Below are 16,716 nucleotides of genomic sequence, written 5' to 3' on the forward strand. Positions count from 1 at the left end.
ATGGAAGCACTGTATCTCCTCATCCCCCTGAGCGTCGTGGTCGTCTTCATCGCCCTGTGGGTGTATTTCACGGCCTCGGACAGCGGCCAGTTCGACGACCTCGTCGGACCGGGCCTGCGCGTGCTGCAGGACGACGATACGACGGTCAAGCCGGCGCCCGGCGAACCGCATCCCTGACTTCATCGCCCGGCCGGCGTCCCGCACGCCATGGCCGGCGCGTCTGCTCCACATGCCCTTTTTGCAGGGATCTTGTACGGCTTTTTTGATCGAAATATCACTTTATTTCGATGCCAGTTCGCTACGCTTATTTCATCCGGGGAATTTTGATCCACATCAAAGTTTTTTCGCGGTCAAACACTTACTCTCTGGCCACCATCATAAATAGTAATTCCAGGGAGAGTCTTTGTGGATCAATCGCTGAACTATAACTACAAGATCGTGAAGCAATTCGCGGTCGCTACTGTGGTATGGGGCATCATCGGCATGCTGGTTGGCGTTATCATCGCCGCTCAGCTGGCCTGGCCTGCCCTGAACCTCGACATACCATGGCTGACATACGGACGCTTGCGTCCGCTGCACACGAATGCGGTGATTTTCGCCTTCGGCATCTGCGGCCTGTTCGCCACCTCGTACTACGTCGTGCAACGCACCTGCCAGGTGCGCCTGTTTTCCGACAAACTGGCCGCCTTTACCTTCTGGGGCTGGCAAGCGGTAATCCTGTGCGCGGTCGTCAGCCTGCCCATGGGCCTGACCCGCGGCAAGGAATACGCCGAGCTGGAATGGCCTATCGCCATCCTCATCGCCGTCGTCTGGATCGCCTACGCCATCGTCTTCTTCGGCACCCTGATCAAGCGCAAGGTCAAGCACATCTATGTGGCCAACTGGTTCTTCGGCGCCTACATCCTGGCCGTGACGATTTTGCACGTGGTCAATGGCGCCGTCATGCCAGCCTCGTTCACCAAGTCGTATTCCGCGTATGCGGGCGTGCAGGACGCCATGATCCAGTGGTGGTACGGCCATAACGCGGTGGGCTTCATCCTGACCGCCGGCTACCTGGGCATGGTCTACTACTTCATCCCGAAACAGGCCGAGCGCCCCGTGTACTCGTACCGTCTGTCGATCGTCCACTTCTGGGCGCTGATCTTCACCTACATGTGGGCGGGCCCGCATCACCTGCACTACACGGCATTGCCTGACTGGACGCAATCGATCGGCATGGTCTTCTCGCTGGTCCTGCTGGCACCAAGCTGGGGCGGCATGATCAACGGCATCATGACCCTGTCGGGCGCCTGGCACAAGCTGCGCACCGATCCGATCCTGAAATTCATGATCGTCTCGCTGTCGTTCTACGGCATCGCCACCTTCGAAGGTCCGATGATGTCGATCAAGACCATCAACTCGCTGTCGCACTACACCGACTGGACCGTTGCCCACGTGCATGCGGGCGCCCTGGGCTGGGTGGGCTTCATCACCATGGGTTCGATCTACTACCTGCTGCCGCGCCTGGCGGGCCGCACGCAGATGCACAGCACGCGCCTGGTCGACGTGCACTTCTGGGTGGCCACCATCGGCATCGTGCTGTACATCGCCGCGATGTGGATCGCCGGCGTGATGCAGGGCCTGATGTGGCGCGCGGTCAATCCGGACGGCACCCTGACCTACACCTTTGTCGAGAGCGTGAAAGCAACGTATCCGTACTACGTGGTGCGCGTGGCCGGCGGCCTGCTGTACCTGTCGGGTATGTGCATCATGGGCTACAACACCTGGATGACTCTGCGCGGCAGCAAACTCCCCGTCGCCCGCATTCCGGAACTGAACGCGGCGCACGCCTGATAGGAGCGAAAGCAAATGAAATTTTCACATGCATGGATTGAGAAAAACCCCTGGCTGCTGATCGCCCTGGTCACGGTGGTGATCAGCATCGGCGGCGCCGTCGAGATCGTCCCCCTGTTCTTCCAGAAGAGCACGACGGAGCCCGTCGCCGGCCTGAAGCCGTATTCGCCGCTGCGCCTGGCGGGCCGCGACATCTACGTGCGCGAAGGCTGCTACAACTGCCACTCGCAGATGGTGCGTCCGCTGCGCGCGGAAACGGAACGCTATGGCCACTATTCGGTCGCCGGCGAGTTCGTCTACGACCGTCCGTTCCAGTGGGGTTCCAAGCGCACGGGGCCGGACCTGGCCCGCGTGGGCGCCCGCTACAGCGACGAATGGCACCGCACGCACTTGAACAACCCGCGCGACGTGGTGCCCGAGTCGAACATGCCGGCCTACCCATGGCTGGCGAAGACCAAGCTGGTGCCTGACGACATCATGCCGAAGATGCGCGCCCTGAAACGCCTGGGCCAGCCGTACAGCGACGAAGAGATCGCCGCCGGCCCCGCGCAGCTGCAGGACAAGACGGAAGAAGACGCCCTGGTCGCCTATCTGCAAGGCCTCGGTACATTAATCAAAACAAGGAATTAGCATGGCAATCGAAAACCTGTTTGACAGCGCCAGCAGCGTCATGACGGTGGTTTCCTTTATGACATTCGTGGGCATCCTGTGGTGGACGTTCAGCCGCAGCAATGGCGACTTCGACGCGGCGGCACGCCTGCCGTTCGCCGACGAGGCGCTCGACTATCCGGCCGATGCCGCGCCGGCACAAGGGGAGCGCAACCATGGCTGACTTTACCAATGGCTTCTGGAATATCTACATCGTCGTGCTGTCCCTGCTGGGCATCATCGGCTGCGGCGTGCTGCTGTACTCGCAGTCGAAAGTGAAAGTGGCCGCCGGCGCCCCCGCCGACGGCACCACGGGCCACGTGTGGGACGAGGACTTGAAGGAACTCAATACGCCGATGCCGCGCTGGTGGATGTGGCTGTTCTACATCACCATCGTCTTCGCGCTGGCCTACCTGTTCCTGTACCCGGGCCTGGGCACCTACGCCGGCAGCCTGGGCTGGAAATCGACGGGCCAGTACGAGGAAGAGCTGAAGAAGGCGGAAGCCGACTACGGCCCCCTGTTCAACAAGTACCTGAGCCAGGACTTGAAGACGGTGGCCGCCGATCCGCAGGCGCAAGCGATCGGCCAGCGTCTGTTCCTGACCTACTGCGCGCAGTGCCACGGTTCGGATGCCCGCGGCAACAAGGGCTTCCCCAACCTGACGGACAAGGACTGGCTGTATGGCGGTGATCCCGACATCATCAAGACCACCATCATGCATGGCCGCAATGGGCAGATGCCGCCGATGGGCGCCGCGCTCGGTTCCGAAAAAGATGTCGAGAACGTGGCCCATTACGTGCTGAGTCTGTCCGGTTCCACGTCGGACCCCGTCAAGTCCGTGCTGGGCAAGGCCAAGTTCGGCGCCTGCATGGCCTGTCACGGTGCCGATGCGAAGGGCAACCAGATGCTCGGCGCGCCTAACCTGACGGACAAGATCTGGCTGTACGGCGGCAGCGCCGATACCATCATGGAAACCGTGCGCAAGGGTCGCAACAACACCATGCCGGCCTTCAGCGACTTCCTCGGCGAATCCAAGGTACACGTGCTGTCGGCGTATGTCTGGAGCCTGTCGAATCCCCAGACGCCCGTGAAATGATGTAATGGAACCTCAAGTCATCAAGATGTATGCGGCCCGCGAGCAAATCTACCCTCGCGAGGCCAAAGGACGCTACGCTACCTGGCGATGGGTATGCGTATGGCTTACCCAGCTCGCGTTCTACGGCTTGCCGTGGTTGACCTGGAATGGCAGGCAAGCCCTGCTGTTCGATTTGACCACGCGCAAGTTCTACATTTTCGGCGTCGTGCTGTGGCCCCAGGATTTCATCTATCTGGCGGCCCTGCTGATCATCTGTGCGTATTTGTTATTCCTCGTCACGGCCATTGCCGGGCGGGTGTGGTGCGGGTTTTCTTGCCCGCAAACGGTATACACGGAAATCTTCCTGTGGGTCGAACGCCGCATCGAGGGCACGCGCAGCGCGCGCATGGCCCTCGACAAGCAGGGCCCCTCCGTGCGCAAGGCGTTCAAGAAGACGGCCAAGCACCTGGTATGGGGCGCCATCGCCCTGTGGACGGGCTTTACCTTTGTCGGCTACTTCACGCCGATCAAGGAACTGGCGCGCGAGGTGACCACCCTCAATTTCGGTCCCTGGGAATGGTTCTGGGTCTTGTTCTACAGCCTGGCAACCTACGGCAACGCGGGCTGGCTGCGCGAGCAGGTGTGCAAATACATGTGCCCCTACGCGCGCTTCCAGAGCGCCATGTTCGACCAGGACACGCTGATCATCACCTACGATGCCAAGCGCGGCGAACCACGCGGCGCCATGAGCAAGAAGGCCGGCAACAACGACAAGCTGGGCGACTGCATCGATTGCACCCTGTGCGTGCAGGTGTGTCCGACCGGTATCGATATCCGCAACGGCCTGCAGTATGAATGCATCGGCTGCGCCGCCTGCGTCGATGCCTGCAATACGGTGATGGACAAGGTCGAGCGGCCGCGTGGCCTGATACGCTACAGCACCGACCATGCGATGGAAAACAACTTCAATTCGAAGCAGATCCGCCAGCGCGCCATGCGCCCGCGCGTGCTGATCTACACGTCCATCCTGGCCCTGATCATCATCGCCGTGTGTACCTCGCTGGCCCTGCGCACGCCCCTGAAGATGGACGTGATCCGCGACCGCGGTTCGATGGGACGCGAGGTGGAAGACGGCATGATCGAAAACGTCTATCGTCTGCAGATCATGAACACCTCGGAGCAAAGCCAGCATTTCAAAATCAGCGCTTCCGGCTTGCCGGGTCTGACCTTGCTGACGCGCGACGAAGTGACCTTGCAGCCGACGGAAACGCTGGGCTGGCCGATCCGCCTGCGCGTGCCGCACGGCGTCGGCGAGAAGGGCTCGAACAAGATTGCGATCGAATTGCACTCGCTGGACGACCCGTCGCTGCATGTGCGCGAAAGCGCGGTGTTCATCGTGCCGCGGTGACGTTGATTTGGGGTCGGCCCCTCCGGGTCCGACCCCGTTATTTCGCCGTAGGGGTATCATCAATCATGCGTTAGGGTCACTTGATTTTCAACCCGGAAGCAAAAGCTGGAGTCGGACCCAAAGGGTCCACCCCCAAGGAGAACACAATGTCCGACAGTCTGAAACTGCAACCTCCCGTTGCCCCCTGGTACAAGCATCGCTGGCCATGGCTGCTGATGATCGGTCCCGGCCTGTCCGTGGTCGTCGGCAGCTTCATGGGCTATATCGCGTTTACGCAGCCCGACGCGCTGGTGGTGGGCGACTATTACAAGCAGGGCAAGGCGATCAACCAGGATTTGAAGCGCGACACGATCGCCAGCGACCTGGCCATGGATACGACCCTGTCGTATGACGTCGCTGCAGCGCGCCTCAGCGGCTCCGTGCACAGCTTCGGCAAGGCGTACCAGGGGCCTTTGCAGCTGCACCTGGCGCATGCGACCCTGCCGGAAAAGGATATCAAGCTGCTGGTGCAACCCGATGCGGCCGGCAATTTTTCCGTGACGCTGCCGATGCTCGAGCGCAGCCGCTGGCAAGTGCTGGTGGAAAACGACAAACGCGAGTGGCGCCTGTCCGGCATCTGGACCTGGCCTGTGCAACGCAGCATCGCGCTGCACGCGGATGAAGAGCTATAACGTACAGCGCCGGGAAAAAACCGTAGCGAGCGGCAGTGATTTGTGGCTGAGAAGCACAGCTGTGCTATAGCACAGCGAGCATCGCAGGCCGCAAAGCACGACGCGCAGTAGGTTTTGACGGTGCTGTTACTTGCAGACGTCGGTGCCGGCTGTAATAGCTTTTAACTTGGCCGGCTGCAAGATCTCGATCTCACGGTTGGAAACGCGCAGCCAGCCTTCCTTCTTGAATTTCGACAATAAACGGCTGACGCTTTCGATGGTCAGGCCCAGGTAGTTGCCGATTTCCTCGCGCGACATGCGCAACTGAAATTTGCTGGCCGAATAGCCGCGCGCTTCATAGCGCGACGCCAGGTTGACGATAAAGGCGGCAAAACGCTGCGTCGCCTGCATGTTGCCCAGCAACAGCATGACACTTTGCTCGCGCGTGATTTCCTGGCTCATCATGCGGTGGAAATGGCGCAGCAGGGTCGGCATATTGCCCAGCAATTGTTCCAGGCTGGAAAACGGGATTTCACACACTTCGCTGTCTTCCAGCGCCACCGCATTACAGTGGTGGCGGTCGGCGCTGATGGCGTCCATGCCCAGCAGTTCGCCCGCCATCTGGAAACCCGTCACCTGCTCTTCGCCGCCCGGATTGATCTGGTAGGTCTTGAAGTGGCCCAGACGGATCGCATACAGGTTCTGGAACGAGTCGCCGATGCGGAACAGCGAAGCGCCGCGCACGATCTTGCGGCGGCGGCCAATGATCTGGTCCAGTCTGTCCATGTCGCCCACGTCGAGGCCCATCGGCAGACACAATTGATGCATGCTGCAGGTCGAGCATCGCGCACGCAACGCTTCCACGGTCACTGTGGGCGAGGTTGGAGTGAGTAGCGCTTCAGTCATGTCGGTACCTTTTAGAAAATGCAACAACAAGTTTACTGCATACAGGGTTGCCGTGTGCCAATTTCACCGCAATTTCGCTGAATAAACGACGTTCCGACTTTAATTATATGGCAACATCGTCAAAAGCCCATGCGGAGAGGGCAATTTGCGTGGCGGCGCTTGCCAAGCTGGGGTATTGATAGGAAAATTCCTGACAGCATTATCTGCCGCCTGTGCCGCCCGGTACTGAAAAGGAAATCATGAAGCCTCTCGGCATCAAAGCAAAAGTCGCGCTGGCCACCAGCCTGACCTCGATCGCCATGATCGCGCTGGTCACCATGATCCAGGTGCAGCACATGCGCGACGATTTCACCAAGGTACTGTTGAGCCAGCAGTCGTCCCTGATCAGCCGCACCGCCGCCGAGCTCGACGACAAGCTGGGCATGCTGCTGCAGATCGTCACCCTGACGGCCCGGCAGCAGCCGCCAGAACTGATCACCCAGCCCGCCCAATTGCGCGAATACTATTCGCGCCGCTCGATGCTGGTGCTGTTCGACGACGTGCTGGTGCTCGACGCGCACGGCGCCGTCGTGGCCGACATGCCGGAAGTGGCGGGGCGCGCCGGCATCAACGTCGCCGAGCGCGAGTATTTCCAGACCGTGCTGCGCACGCGCCAGCCCATGATCACCGAGCCGATGCTGGGCAAATCGAGCGGCATGCCCATCGTGCAGATGGTCGCGCCCGTGCTGGGCGCCGATGGCCAGGTGGCCGGCGTGGTGATCGGCGTGCTGCGCCTGTACAAGGATAACCTGCTGGGGAGGTTGCGCTCGGAAAAGATCGGCAAGAGCGGCTATTACTTCGTCCTCACGCGCGGCGCCGTGCCGCGCTATGTGCTGCATCCCGACACCAGCCGTTTGCTGCAGCCGCGCCTGCCGAACGCCAACCTGACGACCACCCGGCTGCTGAAGGACGATGGCGAAGGCACCATGGTCAGCACCAACAGCCGCGGCATCACGGCCGTCAACAGCTTCAAGCGCCTGAAATCCGTAAATTGGCTGCTGGCCGCCTCGCTGCCCCTCGACGACGCCTTCGAACCGTTCGACGGCGTGCTGTACCGGCTGGTGCTGTGGAGCATCCTCGCCTCGCTGCTGGCGGCAGCCGTGCTGGGCTGGGTCACCGTGCGCCTGCTCTCGCCGCTGGTGCGCCTGCGCGACACCCTGCAGGCGCTGCGCACCAGCGGCAGCCGTTTCACTCCCGTGCCCGTGCAGCAGCGCGACGAGATCGGCGAGCTGACGGAAGCGTTCAACGGCCTGATGAGCGAGCGCGACCGCTTGCAGCAGGAGCTCGAATCGCGCGCGGCGGAGCTGGAACAGGAGCGCGACCGGGCCGAGGCGGCCAACCGCGCGAAGAGCGATTTCGTGGCGAACATGAGCCATGAAATCCGCACGCCCCTCAATGCCGTGCTGGGCATGGTGTATTTGCTGGGCAATACCAAGCTCGATACGGAACAGCGCAAGTATCTGACCATGGTGCGCGTGGCGGGCCAGTCGCTGCTGGGCATCCTCAACGACGTGCTCGATTATTCGAAGATCGAGGCACGCCGCATGGAATTGTCGCCCGTCGAATTCGACCTCGACGAAGTCATGAACACGCTGGCCACGACGATGACGATGAATGCGGGCGAAAAGGAGCTGGAACTGGCGATTGCCGTCGAGCCCGACGTGCCGCGCCGCCTCATGGGCGACGCCCAGCGGCTGCAGCAAATTCTCGTCAACCTGGCCGGCAACGCGATCAAGTTTACCGAGAGCGGCGAAGTGGTGGTGGCCGTCAGCCTGGCCGAGAAAGACAAGGGCCGCGCCTGGCTGCGCTTCGAAGTGCGCGACACGGGCATCGGCATGACGGAGTTGCAGCAACAGCAGCTGTTTGCCGCGTTTTCGCAGGGCGACCAAAGCATCACGCGGCGCTTCGGCGGCACGGGCCTGGGCCTGGCCATCAGCAAACAGCTGATCCACATGATGGGCGGCGACATCGCCGTCGCCAGCAGCGAAGGCAAAGGCAGCCGCTTCTGGTTCAGCGTGCCGTTCGAGATGCTGGCGCAGCCGGCCGAAACGCGGCGCACGCCCACCCTGGGCCAGCTGCGCCTGCTGGTGGCCGACGACAACCGCACCACGCGCGAACTGATCGTCAAGCTGATCGAGGCGTGGGGCTGGCTGGCCGACGAAGTGGACTCCGGCTTTGCCGCTATCGAACTGTACCGCGAGCGCCTGGCGCAGCAGCAGCCGTACGACGTGGTGCTGGCCGACTGGCACATGCCCGTGATGGACGGCCTGGCCACGGCCAAGGCCATCCGCCAGGCGGCCAGCGGCCAGCGCCAGCCCATCGTGGTGATGGTCAACGCCTTCGCCCGCAACCACCTCGAGGAAATCTCCAGCGCGGCCGAGGCCGACGTCGTGCTGATGAAGCCCATCACGGGCTCGAGCCTGTTCGACGCCCTGCACCAGGCGCTGATTACCAAGCACGACGGCGGCGAGCAGCGCATGCTGCAACAGCCGCTGGGCACGGAACTGGCCGGCGTGCATTTCCTGCTGGTGGAAGACAACCATTTGAACCAGGCCGTGGCGCGCGGCATCCTCGAACACATGGGCGCCACCCTCGACGTGGTGGGCGACGGCCTGCAAGCGGTGGAACGGCTGCGCACGGAAGCGCTGCGCTACGACATCGTGCTGATGGACATGCAGATGCCCGTCATGGACGGCTTCAGCGCCACCCACATCATCCGCACGGAACTACGCTTGAGCCTGCCCGTGATCGCCATGACGGCCGGCGTGCTGGCGTCCGAGCGCGAGCGCTGCATGACGGCCGGCATCAGCGATTTCATCGCCAAGCCCGTGGTGGTGGAAGAGATGATGGAAGTGATCCTGCGCCACCTGCCCAAGCGCCCGCCAGTGCAGACGGCCGGGCCGGCGCCCGTCGCCGATGAGGAAGTGTTTTCCATGGCGCCGCTGATGCGCGTGATGGGGCGCGACGCGAAAGGGCGCGGCGTGCTGCGGCGCATGGTGGAAGACGCGCTGAACAAGGGCATGACGCCCATGCGCGACGCCGAAACAGCATTGCAGGCAGGCCGCCACAGCGACGTGGCGCGCATCCTGCACAGCGTGCGCGGCTCCGTCGGCACCCTGGGCACGAAACGCCTGATCCGCACCGCGTTCGCCACCGAGGAAGCCATCGATGCGGGCCGCCTCGACGCAGTGCCGGCGCTGCTGGCGCAGACGGCGCAGGAACTGGAGCAGGCGCTGGCGGCGGCGGCCGATTGGTTGTCCAGGCTGAAGGATTAAGCCTGCAACGTAAAACTGGGGTCAGACCCGCCGGGTCTGACCCCGGAACCTTGTCGGATTACGCGCTTGCGCGCTAATCCGACCTACCCCATTTACGCTGGCACGCCCAGGATCACGCTGGACGCCTTGAAAATCGCCGTCACACTGCTGCCGATCTCGATGCCCAGCTCGGTGCTGCTCTGGTTGGTGATGATGGCGGCGATGGTGCCGCCGCGCGGCAAGTCCAGCACCACTTCCGTGTTGACGGCGCCCGTCTGCACCCGCGTCACCAGCCCGGCCAGCTGATTGCGTGCGGAAAAGCGCGCGCCTGCGCTGTCGGCCACGAGGATGATCGACGATGCCTTGATCAGCGCAAACGCTTCCGCGCCCGGCACCAGGCCCAGACTTGCGCTGCTGCCTTGCGTGACGATGGCCACGATGTGCTGGCCACCGGGCAATTCCAGCGTGACTTCGTCGTTGACGGCGCCCTGTTTCAGTTCAGCCACCTTGCCCAGGAATTGGTTGCGTGCCGTGGTTTTCATGGCCATTCTCCGTATGAGTAAAAGATCGTCGGCGATGCCTTCGGCCTGGCTGCCCAGCTGGCGCAGGTAGCGCGCATGCTCGCGCTCGATGATGCGGAAATTGTCGACCAGCTGGCGTCCCCGTTGCGTCAGCCGCGTGCCGCCGCCGCCCTTGCCGCCCGTCAGGCGTTCGACCAGCGGCTCGCCCGCCAGATTGTTCATCGCGTCGATCGCGTCCCAGGCCGCCTTGTAGCTCATCTTGACGAGCTTGGCTGCCTGCGTGATGGAGCCGCACTCGGCGATGGCGCCCAGCAATTCCACCCTGCCGGCGCCGCCCAGGTGCTCTCCGCCCACCGTCATCCATACCGAGCCTTGCAGGCCGATTTCCGCTGCCGCTGATTTATCCAATGCGTTCACCCAATGCCATGTGTTCTTCCCTGTTATCGATCTGTCCGTCGCGCAAGTACAGCACATGCTCGCCCAGGATGCGCGCATCTTCCGGATCATGGGTGATCAGGATCATGGGCACGTCCAGGCGCTGCTGCCACTGGCTCAGTTCCAGGCGCATTTTGACACGCAGGGCCGGATCGAGGGCGGCGAACGGCTCGTCGAGCAGCAGCGCGTTCGGCTCGGCCACGAGCGCCCTCGCCAGCGCCACCCGTTGGCGCTGGCCTCCGGACAACTCGTCGGGAAACTGGTGCGCCAGTTCCTGCAAGTGGAAGGCATCGAGCCAATGCTCGACCCTCTGCAATTTTTCGCGCGCACGCGGATTGAACCAGCCCCGCGCCAGGCCGAAGCCCACGTTCTGGCGCACCGTCAGGTGCGGGAACAGCGCGTAATCCTGGAACAGGTAGGCGACATTGCGCTGCTGCGGCGGCAAGTTGATGCCGGCGGCCGAGTCGAACAGGGTGCGCCCGTTCAGGCGGATATGGCCCGCATCCGGTGTAAACAGTCCGGCAATGGCTTTGAGGGTCATGCTCTTGCCGGCGCCGGACGGGCCATACATGGCGATGCGCTGGCTGCCTGAGGTGCATTGCACGTGCAGGTCGAAACGGCGTTTGCCGGAGCGCAAGGTAGCGCGAATGTCGAGGTCGAGTTGCATGGACGTCATCATAGGCCTCATTTGTGCGCGACGCGCCCCGGCGCCAGGCGGCCAGCCGACAGCAGCACCACGATGCAGACAGCGGAGGTGATCAGCACGAGGGTGTTGGCCACGTCGTCCTGGCCCGCCTGCACGGCTTCATACACGGCCACCGACAGGGTCTGCGTCTTGCCGGGAATGCTGCCGGCCACCATCAGGGTGGCGCCGAACTCGCCCAGCGCGCGCACGAAGCCCAGCAGCACGCCCGCGAGGATGCCGCGCCAGGCCAGCGGCAAGGTGACGCGAAAGAAAATCGCCAGCTCCGAGATGCCCAGCACGCGGGCCGCCTGCTCGAGCTGGCCGTCAACGGCCTCGAAGGCGGCGCGCGCGGGCTTGAAGACGAGGGGAAAGGCGACCACCGTGGAAGCGATCACGGCGCCCTGCCACGTAAAGATCAGGTTGATGCCGAAGTTGTCCTGCAGCCAGACGCCCAGGGTGCCGCGCCGGCCCAGCAGCACCAGCAGGTAATAGCCAAGCACGGTGGGCGGCATCACCATCGGCAGGGTCAGCAGGGCGTCGAGCAGCTCGCGCCCGGGAAAACGCGTGCGCGCCAGCAGATAGCCCGTACCGATGCCGAACAGCAAATTGAGCGCCGTGGCCCAGGCCGCCACTTTCAGCGACAGGGCCAGCGCGGTCCAGGCGATATCCATGCGGGCGCGGTGGCGTTAGGGTTTCTTGAAGCCGTACTTGGCCAGGATGGCTTGCGCCGGTGCCGTCTGCAAATAGCTGACGAAGCGCTTCGCTTCGGCGGCATTGCCGCTGCCCTTGATGGTGGCGATCGGGTACAGCACGGGCGCGTCGAGCGGCACGTCCAGCACCACGTTCACCTTGTCTTTCATGATGGCCGCGTCGGTGGCGTAGACAAAGCCCGCATCGACTTCGCCGCGCGCCACATAGTCGAGCGACTGGCGCACGTTTTGCGTGCCGATGGCTTTCGGCTGCACGGCTTCCCACAGCTTCGCCTTCTTCAGCGCGCCTTCCGAATAGCGGCCGACGGGCACGCTGGCCGGGTTGGCGATGGCCACGCGGGTCACGCCCTTGTGCGTCAGGTCGGCCAAAGCTTTGATGCCCAGCTTGCTATCGTGCGGCACGATCAGCACCAGGCTGTTGCCGACGAAGTCCATGCGGTCGGCCGGCAATACCAGGCCCTGCTTTTGCGCCGCATCCATGGTTTCCTGGTCGGCAGAGGCAAACACGTCGACGGGCGCGCCCTTGACGATCTGCTGCAGCAGCACGCCCGAGGCGGCAAAGTTCAGGGACACCTTGCTGCCCGGATACTGCGCCTCGTAGCTTTGCGCCGCATCCTTGAACGCGTTCGTCAGGCTGGCTGCGGCCGACACGACCACTTCGCCGGCAAGGGCGGAGGTAGCGGCAGTGGCGAGCAGGGTGACGCCAAGCAGGCGGGCGAGGGAGGTGAGGCGCATGATCGTATCCTTGATGAGAAGAGAACCAGGCCCGTAATATACACCGATATATAGCGTTCTGCCATTGCACAGATCAAGCCGGTATCAGGCCGATTCCCTGATATACTGTATATAAACACAGTATATCGAGGTGAGCCATGGAATTGACGGACAAGCTGGAAATCCTGGCCGACGCGGCCAAGTACGACGCTTCCTGTGCCAGCAGCGGCGCGCCGAAGCGCGATTCCATCGGCAAGGACGGTTTTGGCGCCACCTCGGGCATGGGCATTTGCCACAGCTACACGCCGGACGGACGCTGCGTCTCGCTGCTGAAGATACTGTTGACCAATTACTGCCTGTACGATTGCCAGTACTGCGTCAACCGCCGTACCTCGAACGTGCCGCGCGCGCGCTTTACGGTGGCCGAAGTGGTGAAACTGACCAGCGACTTTTACCTGCGCAACTACATCGACGGCCTGTTCCTCAGTTCCGGCATCATCCAGTCGGCCGACTACACGATGGAGCAACTGGTGCAGGTGGCGCGCGAGTTGCGCGAGGTGCACCAGTTCCGCGGCTACATCCACCTGAAAACCATCCCCGACGCCGATCCGGCCCTGGTCGCGCAGGCGGGCCGCTATGCCGACCGGCTCAGCGTCAACATCGAACTGCCGACCCAGGACAGCGTGCAGAAACTGGCGCCGGAAAAGAGCGTGCACACGATCAAGCTGGCCATGGGCGCCATCCGCCGCAAGCTCGATGAAAAGGCGGAAGAACCGCGCTCGCCGCGCTTCGCGCCGGCCGGGCAAAGCACGCAGATGATCGTCGGCGCCGACGCCAGCGACGACCAGCAGATCCTCGCCACGGCCGAAACCCTGTACGGCAGCTATAAACTCAAGCGCGTGTACTACTCGGCCTTCAGCCCCATCCCCGACAGCCCGAAAAGCGTGCCGCTGGCGCCGCCGCCGATGCTGCGCGAACACCGGCTGTACCAAGCCGATTTCTTGCTGCGCAGCTATGGTTTCCAGGCCAGCGAACTGCTGCCCGCCAGCGGCGGCAACCTGGCGCTCGACATCGATCCGAAACTGGCGTGGGCGCTGGCGCACCGCGAACATTTTCCGCTGGACTTGAACCGCGCGGCGCAGCACATGATCGCGCGCGTGCCCGGCATCGGCCTGCGTAACGCGCAGCGCATCGTCGACCTGCGCCGTTTGCGGCAAGTGCGCTATGCCGACCTGTCGCGCCTGCGCTGCAGCATGAAAAAGATTGCCCCGTTCATCATCACGGCCGATTACTTTCCCGCACGCGACACCACCGCCTCGGAACAATTGCGCCGCGCCATGGCGGACGCACCGCAGCAATTGAACTTATGGCCGGAGCTGCAGGCAGCATGAGCAGTGTCGTCCGGCTGGCGCAATCGTTCGACGCGTGGCGCGCGGCCGCGCGCGAACTGATCGCGCGCGGCGTGCCGCCTGCCGATGTGGCCTGGCAATCGCAGCCCGGCGACGGCGACCTGTTTTCCTCCACGCCAGAGGCCACGGATACCGGCGCGCCACCGCTGCGCCTGCCCCGCCAGCTGGTGGAACTGCTGGAGAGCGCCGCCTGTTTCAACGTGCATGACCGCTGGGCCTTCCTGTATCAGGTGCTGTGGCGCTGGCAGCAGGGCCAGCACGACGTGGTGTCGCCGGCCGACGCGGACGGCGCGCGCCTGCACGCCATGGTCAAGGCCGTGCATCGTGAAGAGCACGACATGCATGCGTATGTGCGCTTCCGCGAACGCAGCGAGGCCGAGGGCGCGCCCCGTTTTGTCGCCTGGTTCGAGCCCACGCACGAGGTGCTGCCGCAGGTGGCGCGCCACTTCGCGCGCCGCATGGGAAAGGCCAGCTGGCTGATCGCCACGCCCGGCGCCAGCATGCTGTGGGATGGCGCCACCTTGCACGCGGGACCGGCCCTGCTGCGTGGCGCGGCCGACATCGACGATGCGGGCGAAGCGCTGTGGCTGACGTATTACCGCAGCATCTTCAACCCCGCGCGCGTGAATGCGGACTTGCTGCACAGCCATATTCCCTCGCGTTTCTGGAAAAATTTACCCGAAGGCGCCATCGTGCCCGCCATGCTGAGCGGCGCGGCGAACGGCGAGCGGCGCACGGGCCAAACGGCCAGCGTGGGACAGCGGCAGGGTGCCGCCATGATCTCGATCAGCGCAGAGCGGGCCCAGCCGATGCGCGAGGTAGCAACTACCCTGGACCAGTGCCGACGCTGCGCGCTGTGGCAGCACGCCACGCAAGCGGTGCCCGGCATAGGCCCGCTCACCGCCCGCATCATGCTCGTCGGTGAACAACCGGGCGACCAGGAAGACCTGGCCGGACTGCCGTTCGTCGGCCCGGCCGGTACACTGCTGGACCAGGCCATGCAGGAAGCGGGCCTGGCGCGCGACAGCATCTATCTGACCAATGCCGTCAAGCATTTCAAGTGGGAACCGCGCGGCAAGCGCCGCCTGCACAAGACGCCTGCGCAGCGCGAGATCCTCGCCTGCCATGGCTGGCTGGAAGAAGAGATCGAACGTGGCAAACCACAGGTGATCGTGGCGCTGGGCAGCACGGCATTGAAATCCGTGCTGCAGGATGGCGCGGCCTGCATGACGCCGCTGATCGGCACGCCCATCGAACACGACGGGCGCTGGGTGGTGACCGTGTATCACCCGTCGTACGTGCTGCGCGCAGCCGATGCGGCGAGCCGGCGCCAGGCCTACGCGGTGATTGTCGATGGCTTGCGGCAGGCGCTGCGGCTACTGCAGGAGCCGCATCACGGCGTCGCCGCCGGCACTTCCTGCGCCTCGTCGCGCCGCGCATAGCGCTGCGCAATCACGGCGCAGATCATCAATTGAATCTGGTGGAACAGCATCAGCGGCAAAATCACCATGCCCAGCGAGTGCGTGGCAAACAAGACCTTGGCCATCGGTACGCCGCTGGCCAGGCTTTTCTTCGAACCGCAGAAAACGATGGCGATTTCATCTTCCTTGCTAAAGCCCAGGCGGCGGCTGATGAACGTCATCAGGCCCAGGACCAGGGCCAGCAGCACGATGCTGAACACGCCCAGAGCGACCAGGGTTTCCACCGAGATCGTGTGCCACAGGCCTTCACTGACGGCTTCGCTGAAGGCCGTGTAGACCACCAGCAAAATGGAACCCTGGTCGACGAACTTGAGCATGGCCTTGTGGCGGTCGACCCAGCGGCCTATCCAGCGGCGCAGAAATTGGCCGGCCAGGAAGGGCAGCAGCAATTGCATGACAATCGACAATACCGCGTCGACCGACGACTTGCTTTCCGCGCCTTTCGCCACCAGCAAGCCCACCAGGATGGGAGCAAGGAAGATGCCGATGAAATTCGAGGCCGAAGCGCTGCAGATGGCGGCTGGCACATTGCCGCGCGCCATGGCGGTCAGCGCGATCGATGATTGCACGGTCGACGGCAAGGCGCACAGGAACAGGATGCCCACGTACAGCTCGGGCGTGAGGAAGGTCAGCGCCAGCGGCCGCAGGGCCAGGCCCAGCAGGGGAAACAAAATGAACGTGCTGGCCAGCACCAGCAAATGCAGGCGCCAGTGCATGATGCCGGCCACCACGGCTTCGCGCGACAGCTTGGCGCCATGCAGGAAGAACAGGGCGCCGATGGCGACGGTGGTGATATTGCCGAAGACCACGGCCGTCTGGCCCGTGCAGGGCAGGAAGCTGGCCAGCGCCACGGTGACGAGCAGGGCGATGGTGAAGTTGTCGGGTTTCAGATTGCGCAGCAGGGCGGCGGAAGAAAAAGAAGACATGCGGTGGCCTGGTAGCGGCCC

Annotated in this window: 16 protein-coding genes; 10 read left to right on the forward strand and 6 right to left on the reverse strand. The window is 63.5% G+C overall.

The features are described from left to right. The 7 genes from ccoS (at position 1) to AC3RCG_RS01240 (ending at position 5,636) form a co-directional block, all read left to right on the forward strand. Positions 1–177 (forward strand): cbb3-type cytochrome oxidase assembly protein CcoS, encoded by a 177-nt coding sequence (ccoS, locus tag AC3RCG_RS01210; protein WP_046681774.1) that lies wholly within the window; start codon positions 1–3, stop codon positions 175–177. Between the two features lie 228 nt (positions 178–405). Beyond that, complete coding sequence (gene ccoN / locus AC3RCG_RS01215; protein ID WP_046681775.1) at positions 406–1,833, forward strand: cytochrome-c oxidase, cbb3-type subunit I; 1,428 nt, start codon at positions 406–408, stop codon at positions 1,831–1,833. Positions 1,834–1,848: 15 nt separating this feature from the next. Further along, the gene (gene ccoO, locus AC3RCG_RS01220) at positions 1,849–2,463 is read left to right on the forward strand and encodes a cytochrome-c oxidase, cbb3-type subunit II (RefSeq protein ID WP_070223252.1); all 615 of its coding nucleotides are present in this window, start codon (positions 1,849–1,851) and stop codon (positions 2,461–2,463) included. A 1-nt stretch (position 2,464) separates the two neighbouring features. Next, positions 2,465–2,665 (forward strand): cbb3-type cytochrome oxidase subunit 3, encoded by a 201-nt coding sequence (locus AC3RCG_RS01225; RefSeq protein WP_070223255.1) that lies wholly within the window; start codon positions 2,465–2,467, stop codon positions 2,663–2,665. Then, complete coding sequence (gene ccoP, locus AC3RCG_RS01230; RefSeq protein WP_046681778.1) at positions 2,658–3,578, forward strand: cytochrome-c oxidase, cbb3-type subunit III; 921 nt, start codon at positions 2,658–2,660, stop codon at positions 3,576–3,578. Before AC3RCG_RS01225 ends, ccoP begins: the two co-directional genes overlap by 8 nt. A 4-nt stretch (positions 3,579–3,582) precedes the next feature. Beyond that, complete coding sequence (gene ccoG, locus AC3RCG_RS01235) at positions 3,583–4,965, forward strand: cytochrome c oxidase accessory protein CcoG (protein WP_121670761.1); 1,383 nt, start codon at positions 3,583–3,585, stop codon at positions 4,963–4,965. Between the two features lie 146 nt (positions 4,966–5,111). Continuing rightward, positions 5,112–5,636 (forward strand): FixH family protein, encoded by a 525-nt coding sequence (locus AC3RCG_RS01240; protein WP_492402504.1) that lies wholly within the window; start codon positions 5,112–5,114, stop codon positions 5,634–5,636. A 126-nt stretch (positions 5,637–5,762) separates the two neighbouring features. On the opposite strand, the gene fnr is transcribed toward AC3RCG_RS01240, so the two are convergent. Next, positions 5,763–6,521: a fumarate/nitrate reduction transcriptional regulator Fnr gene (gene fnr, locus AC3RCG_RS01245; RefSeq protein WP_070223259.1), complete on the reverse strand. Its 759-nt coding sequence runs from the start codon at positions 6,519–6,521 to the stop codon at positions 5,763–5,765. A gap of 239 nt (positions 6,522–6,760) precedes the next feature. On the opposite strand from fnr, the gene AC3RCG_RS01250 reads away from it, so the two are divergent. After that, a complete protein-coding gene (locus AC3RCG_RS01250; protein WP_492402503.1) occupies positions 6,761–9,835 on the forward strand; it encodes a response regulator in 3,075 nt (1,024 codons plus the stop codon). 92 nt (positions 9,836–9,927) lie between these two features. Here the strand turns inward: AC3RCG_RS01250 and AC3RCG_RS01255 are convergent, their stop codons facing one another. Genes AC3RCG_RS01255 through modA form a run of 4 tightly spaced genes read right to left on the reverse strand, consistent with a single transcriptional unit; the run spans position 9,928 to position 12,900 of the window. After that, positions 9,928–10,695, reverse strand: coding sequence for a TOBE domain-containing protein (locus AC3RCG_RS01255; RefSeq protein ID WP_070223263.1), 768 nt, complete (start codon positions 10,693–10,695; stop codon positions 9,928–9,930). A gap of 40 nt (positions 10,696–10,735) precedes the next feature. Beyond that, positions 10,736–11,446, reverse strand: coding sequence for a sulfate/molybdate ABC transporter ATP-binding protein (locus tag AC3RCG_RS01260; protein ID WP_492402565.1), 711 nt, complete (start codon positions 11,444–11,446; stop codon positions 10,736–10,738). A gap of 8 nt (positions 11,447–11,454) precedes the next feature. Beyond that, complete coding sequence (gene modB, locus AC3RCG_RS01265) at positions 11,455–12,126, reverse strand: molybdate ABC transporter permease subunit (protein WP_492402502.1); 672 nt, start codon at positions 12,124–12,126, stop codon at positions 11,455–11,457. A 15-nt stretch (positions 12,127–12,141) separates the two neighbouring features. Beyond that, positions 12,142–12,900, reverse strand: a complete 759-nt coding sequence (gene modA / locus AC3RCG_RS01270) for a molybdate ABC transporter substrate-binding protein (RefSeq protein ID WP_492402501.1) — start codon at positions 12,898–12,900, stop codon at positions 12,142–12,144. A gap of 137 nt (positions 12,901–13,037) precedes the next feature. Here modA and AC3RCG_RS01275 point away from each other — a divergent pair, with 137 nt between their 5' ends. Both AC3RCG_RS01275 and AC3RCG_RS01280 read left to right on the forward strand, forming a co-directional pair. Then, positions 13,038–14,270: a putative DNA modification/repair radical SAM protein gene (locus tag AC3RCG_RS01275; protein ID WP_492402500.1), complete on the forward strand. Its 1,233-nt coding sequence runs from the start codon at positions 13,038–13,040 to the stop codon at positions 14,268–14,270. Then, the gene (locus AC3RCG_RS01280) at positions 14,267–15,730 is read left to right on the forward strand and encodes a UdgX family uracil-DNA binding protein (RefSeq protein ID WP_492402499.1); all 1,464 of its coding nucleotides are present in this window, start codon (positions 14,267–14,269) and stop codon (positions 15,728–15,730) included. The genes AC3RCG_RS01275 and AC3RCG_RS01280 overlap by 4 nt, the downstream gene beginning before the upstream one ends. On the opposite strand, the gene AC3RCG_RS01285 is transcribed toward AC3RCG_RS01280, so the two are convergent. Then, positions 15,682–16,695 (reverse strand): bile acid:sodium symporter family protein, encoded by a 1,014-nt coding sequence (locus AC3RCG_RS01285; protein ID WP_070312682.1) that lies wholly within the window; start codon positions 16,693–16,695, stop codon positions 15,682–15,684. The two genes, AC3RCG_RS01280 and AC3RCG_RS01285, sit on opposite strands and share 49 nt — an antisense overlap. Positions 16,696–16,716: the final 21 nt, after the last annotated feature.

It is taken from the genome of Janthinobacterium sp. GW823-FHT01H08, from assembly GCF_058797855.1.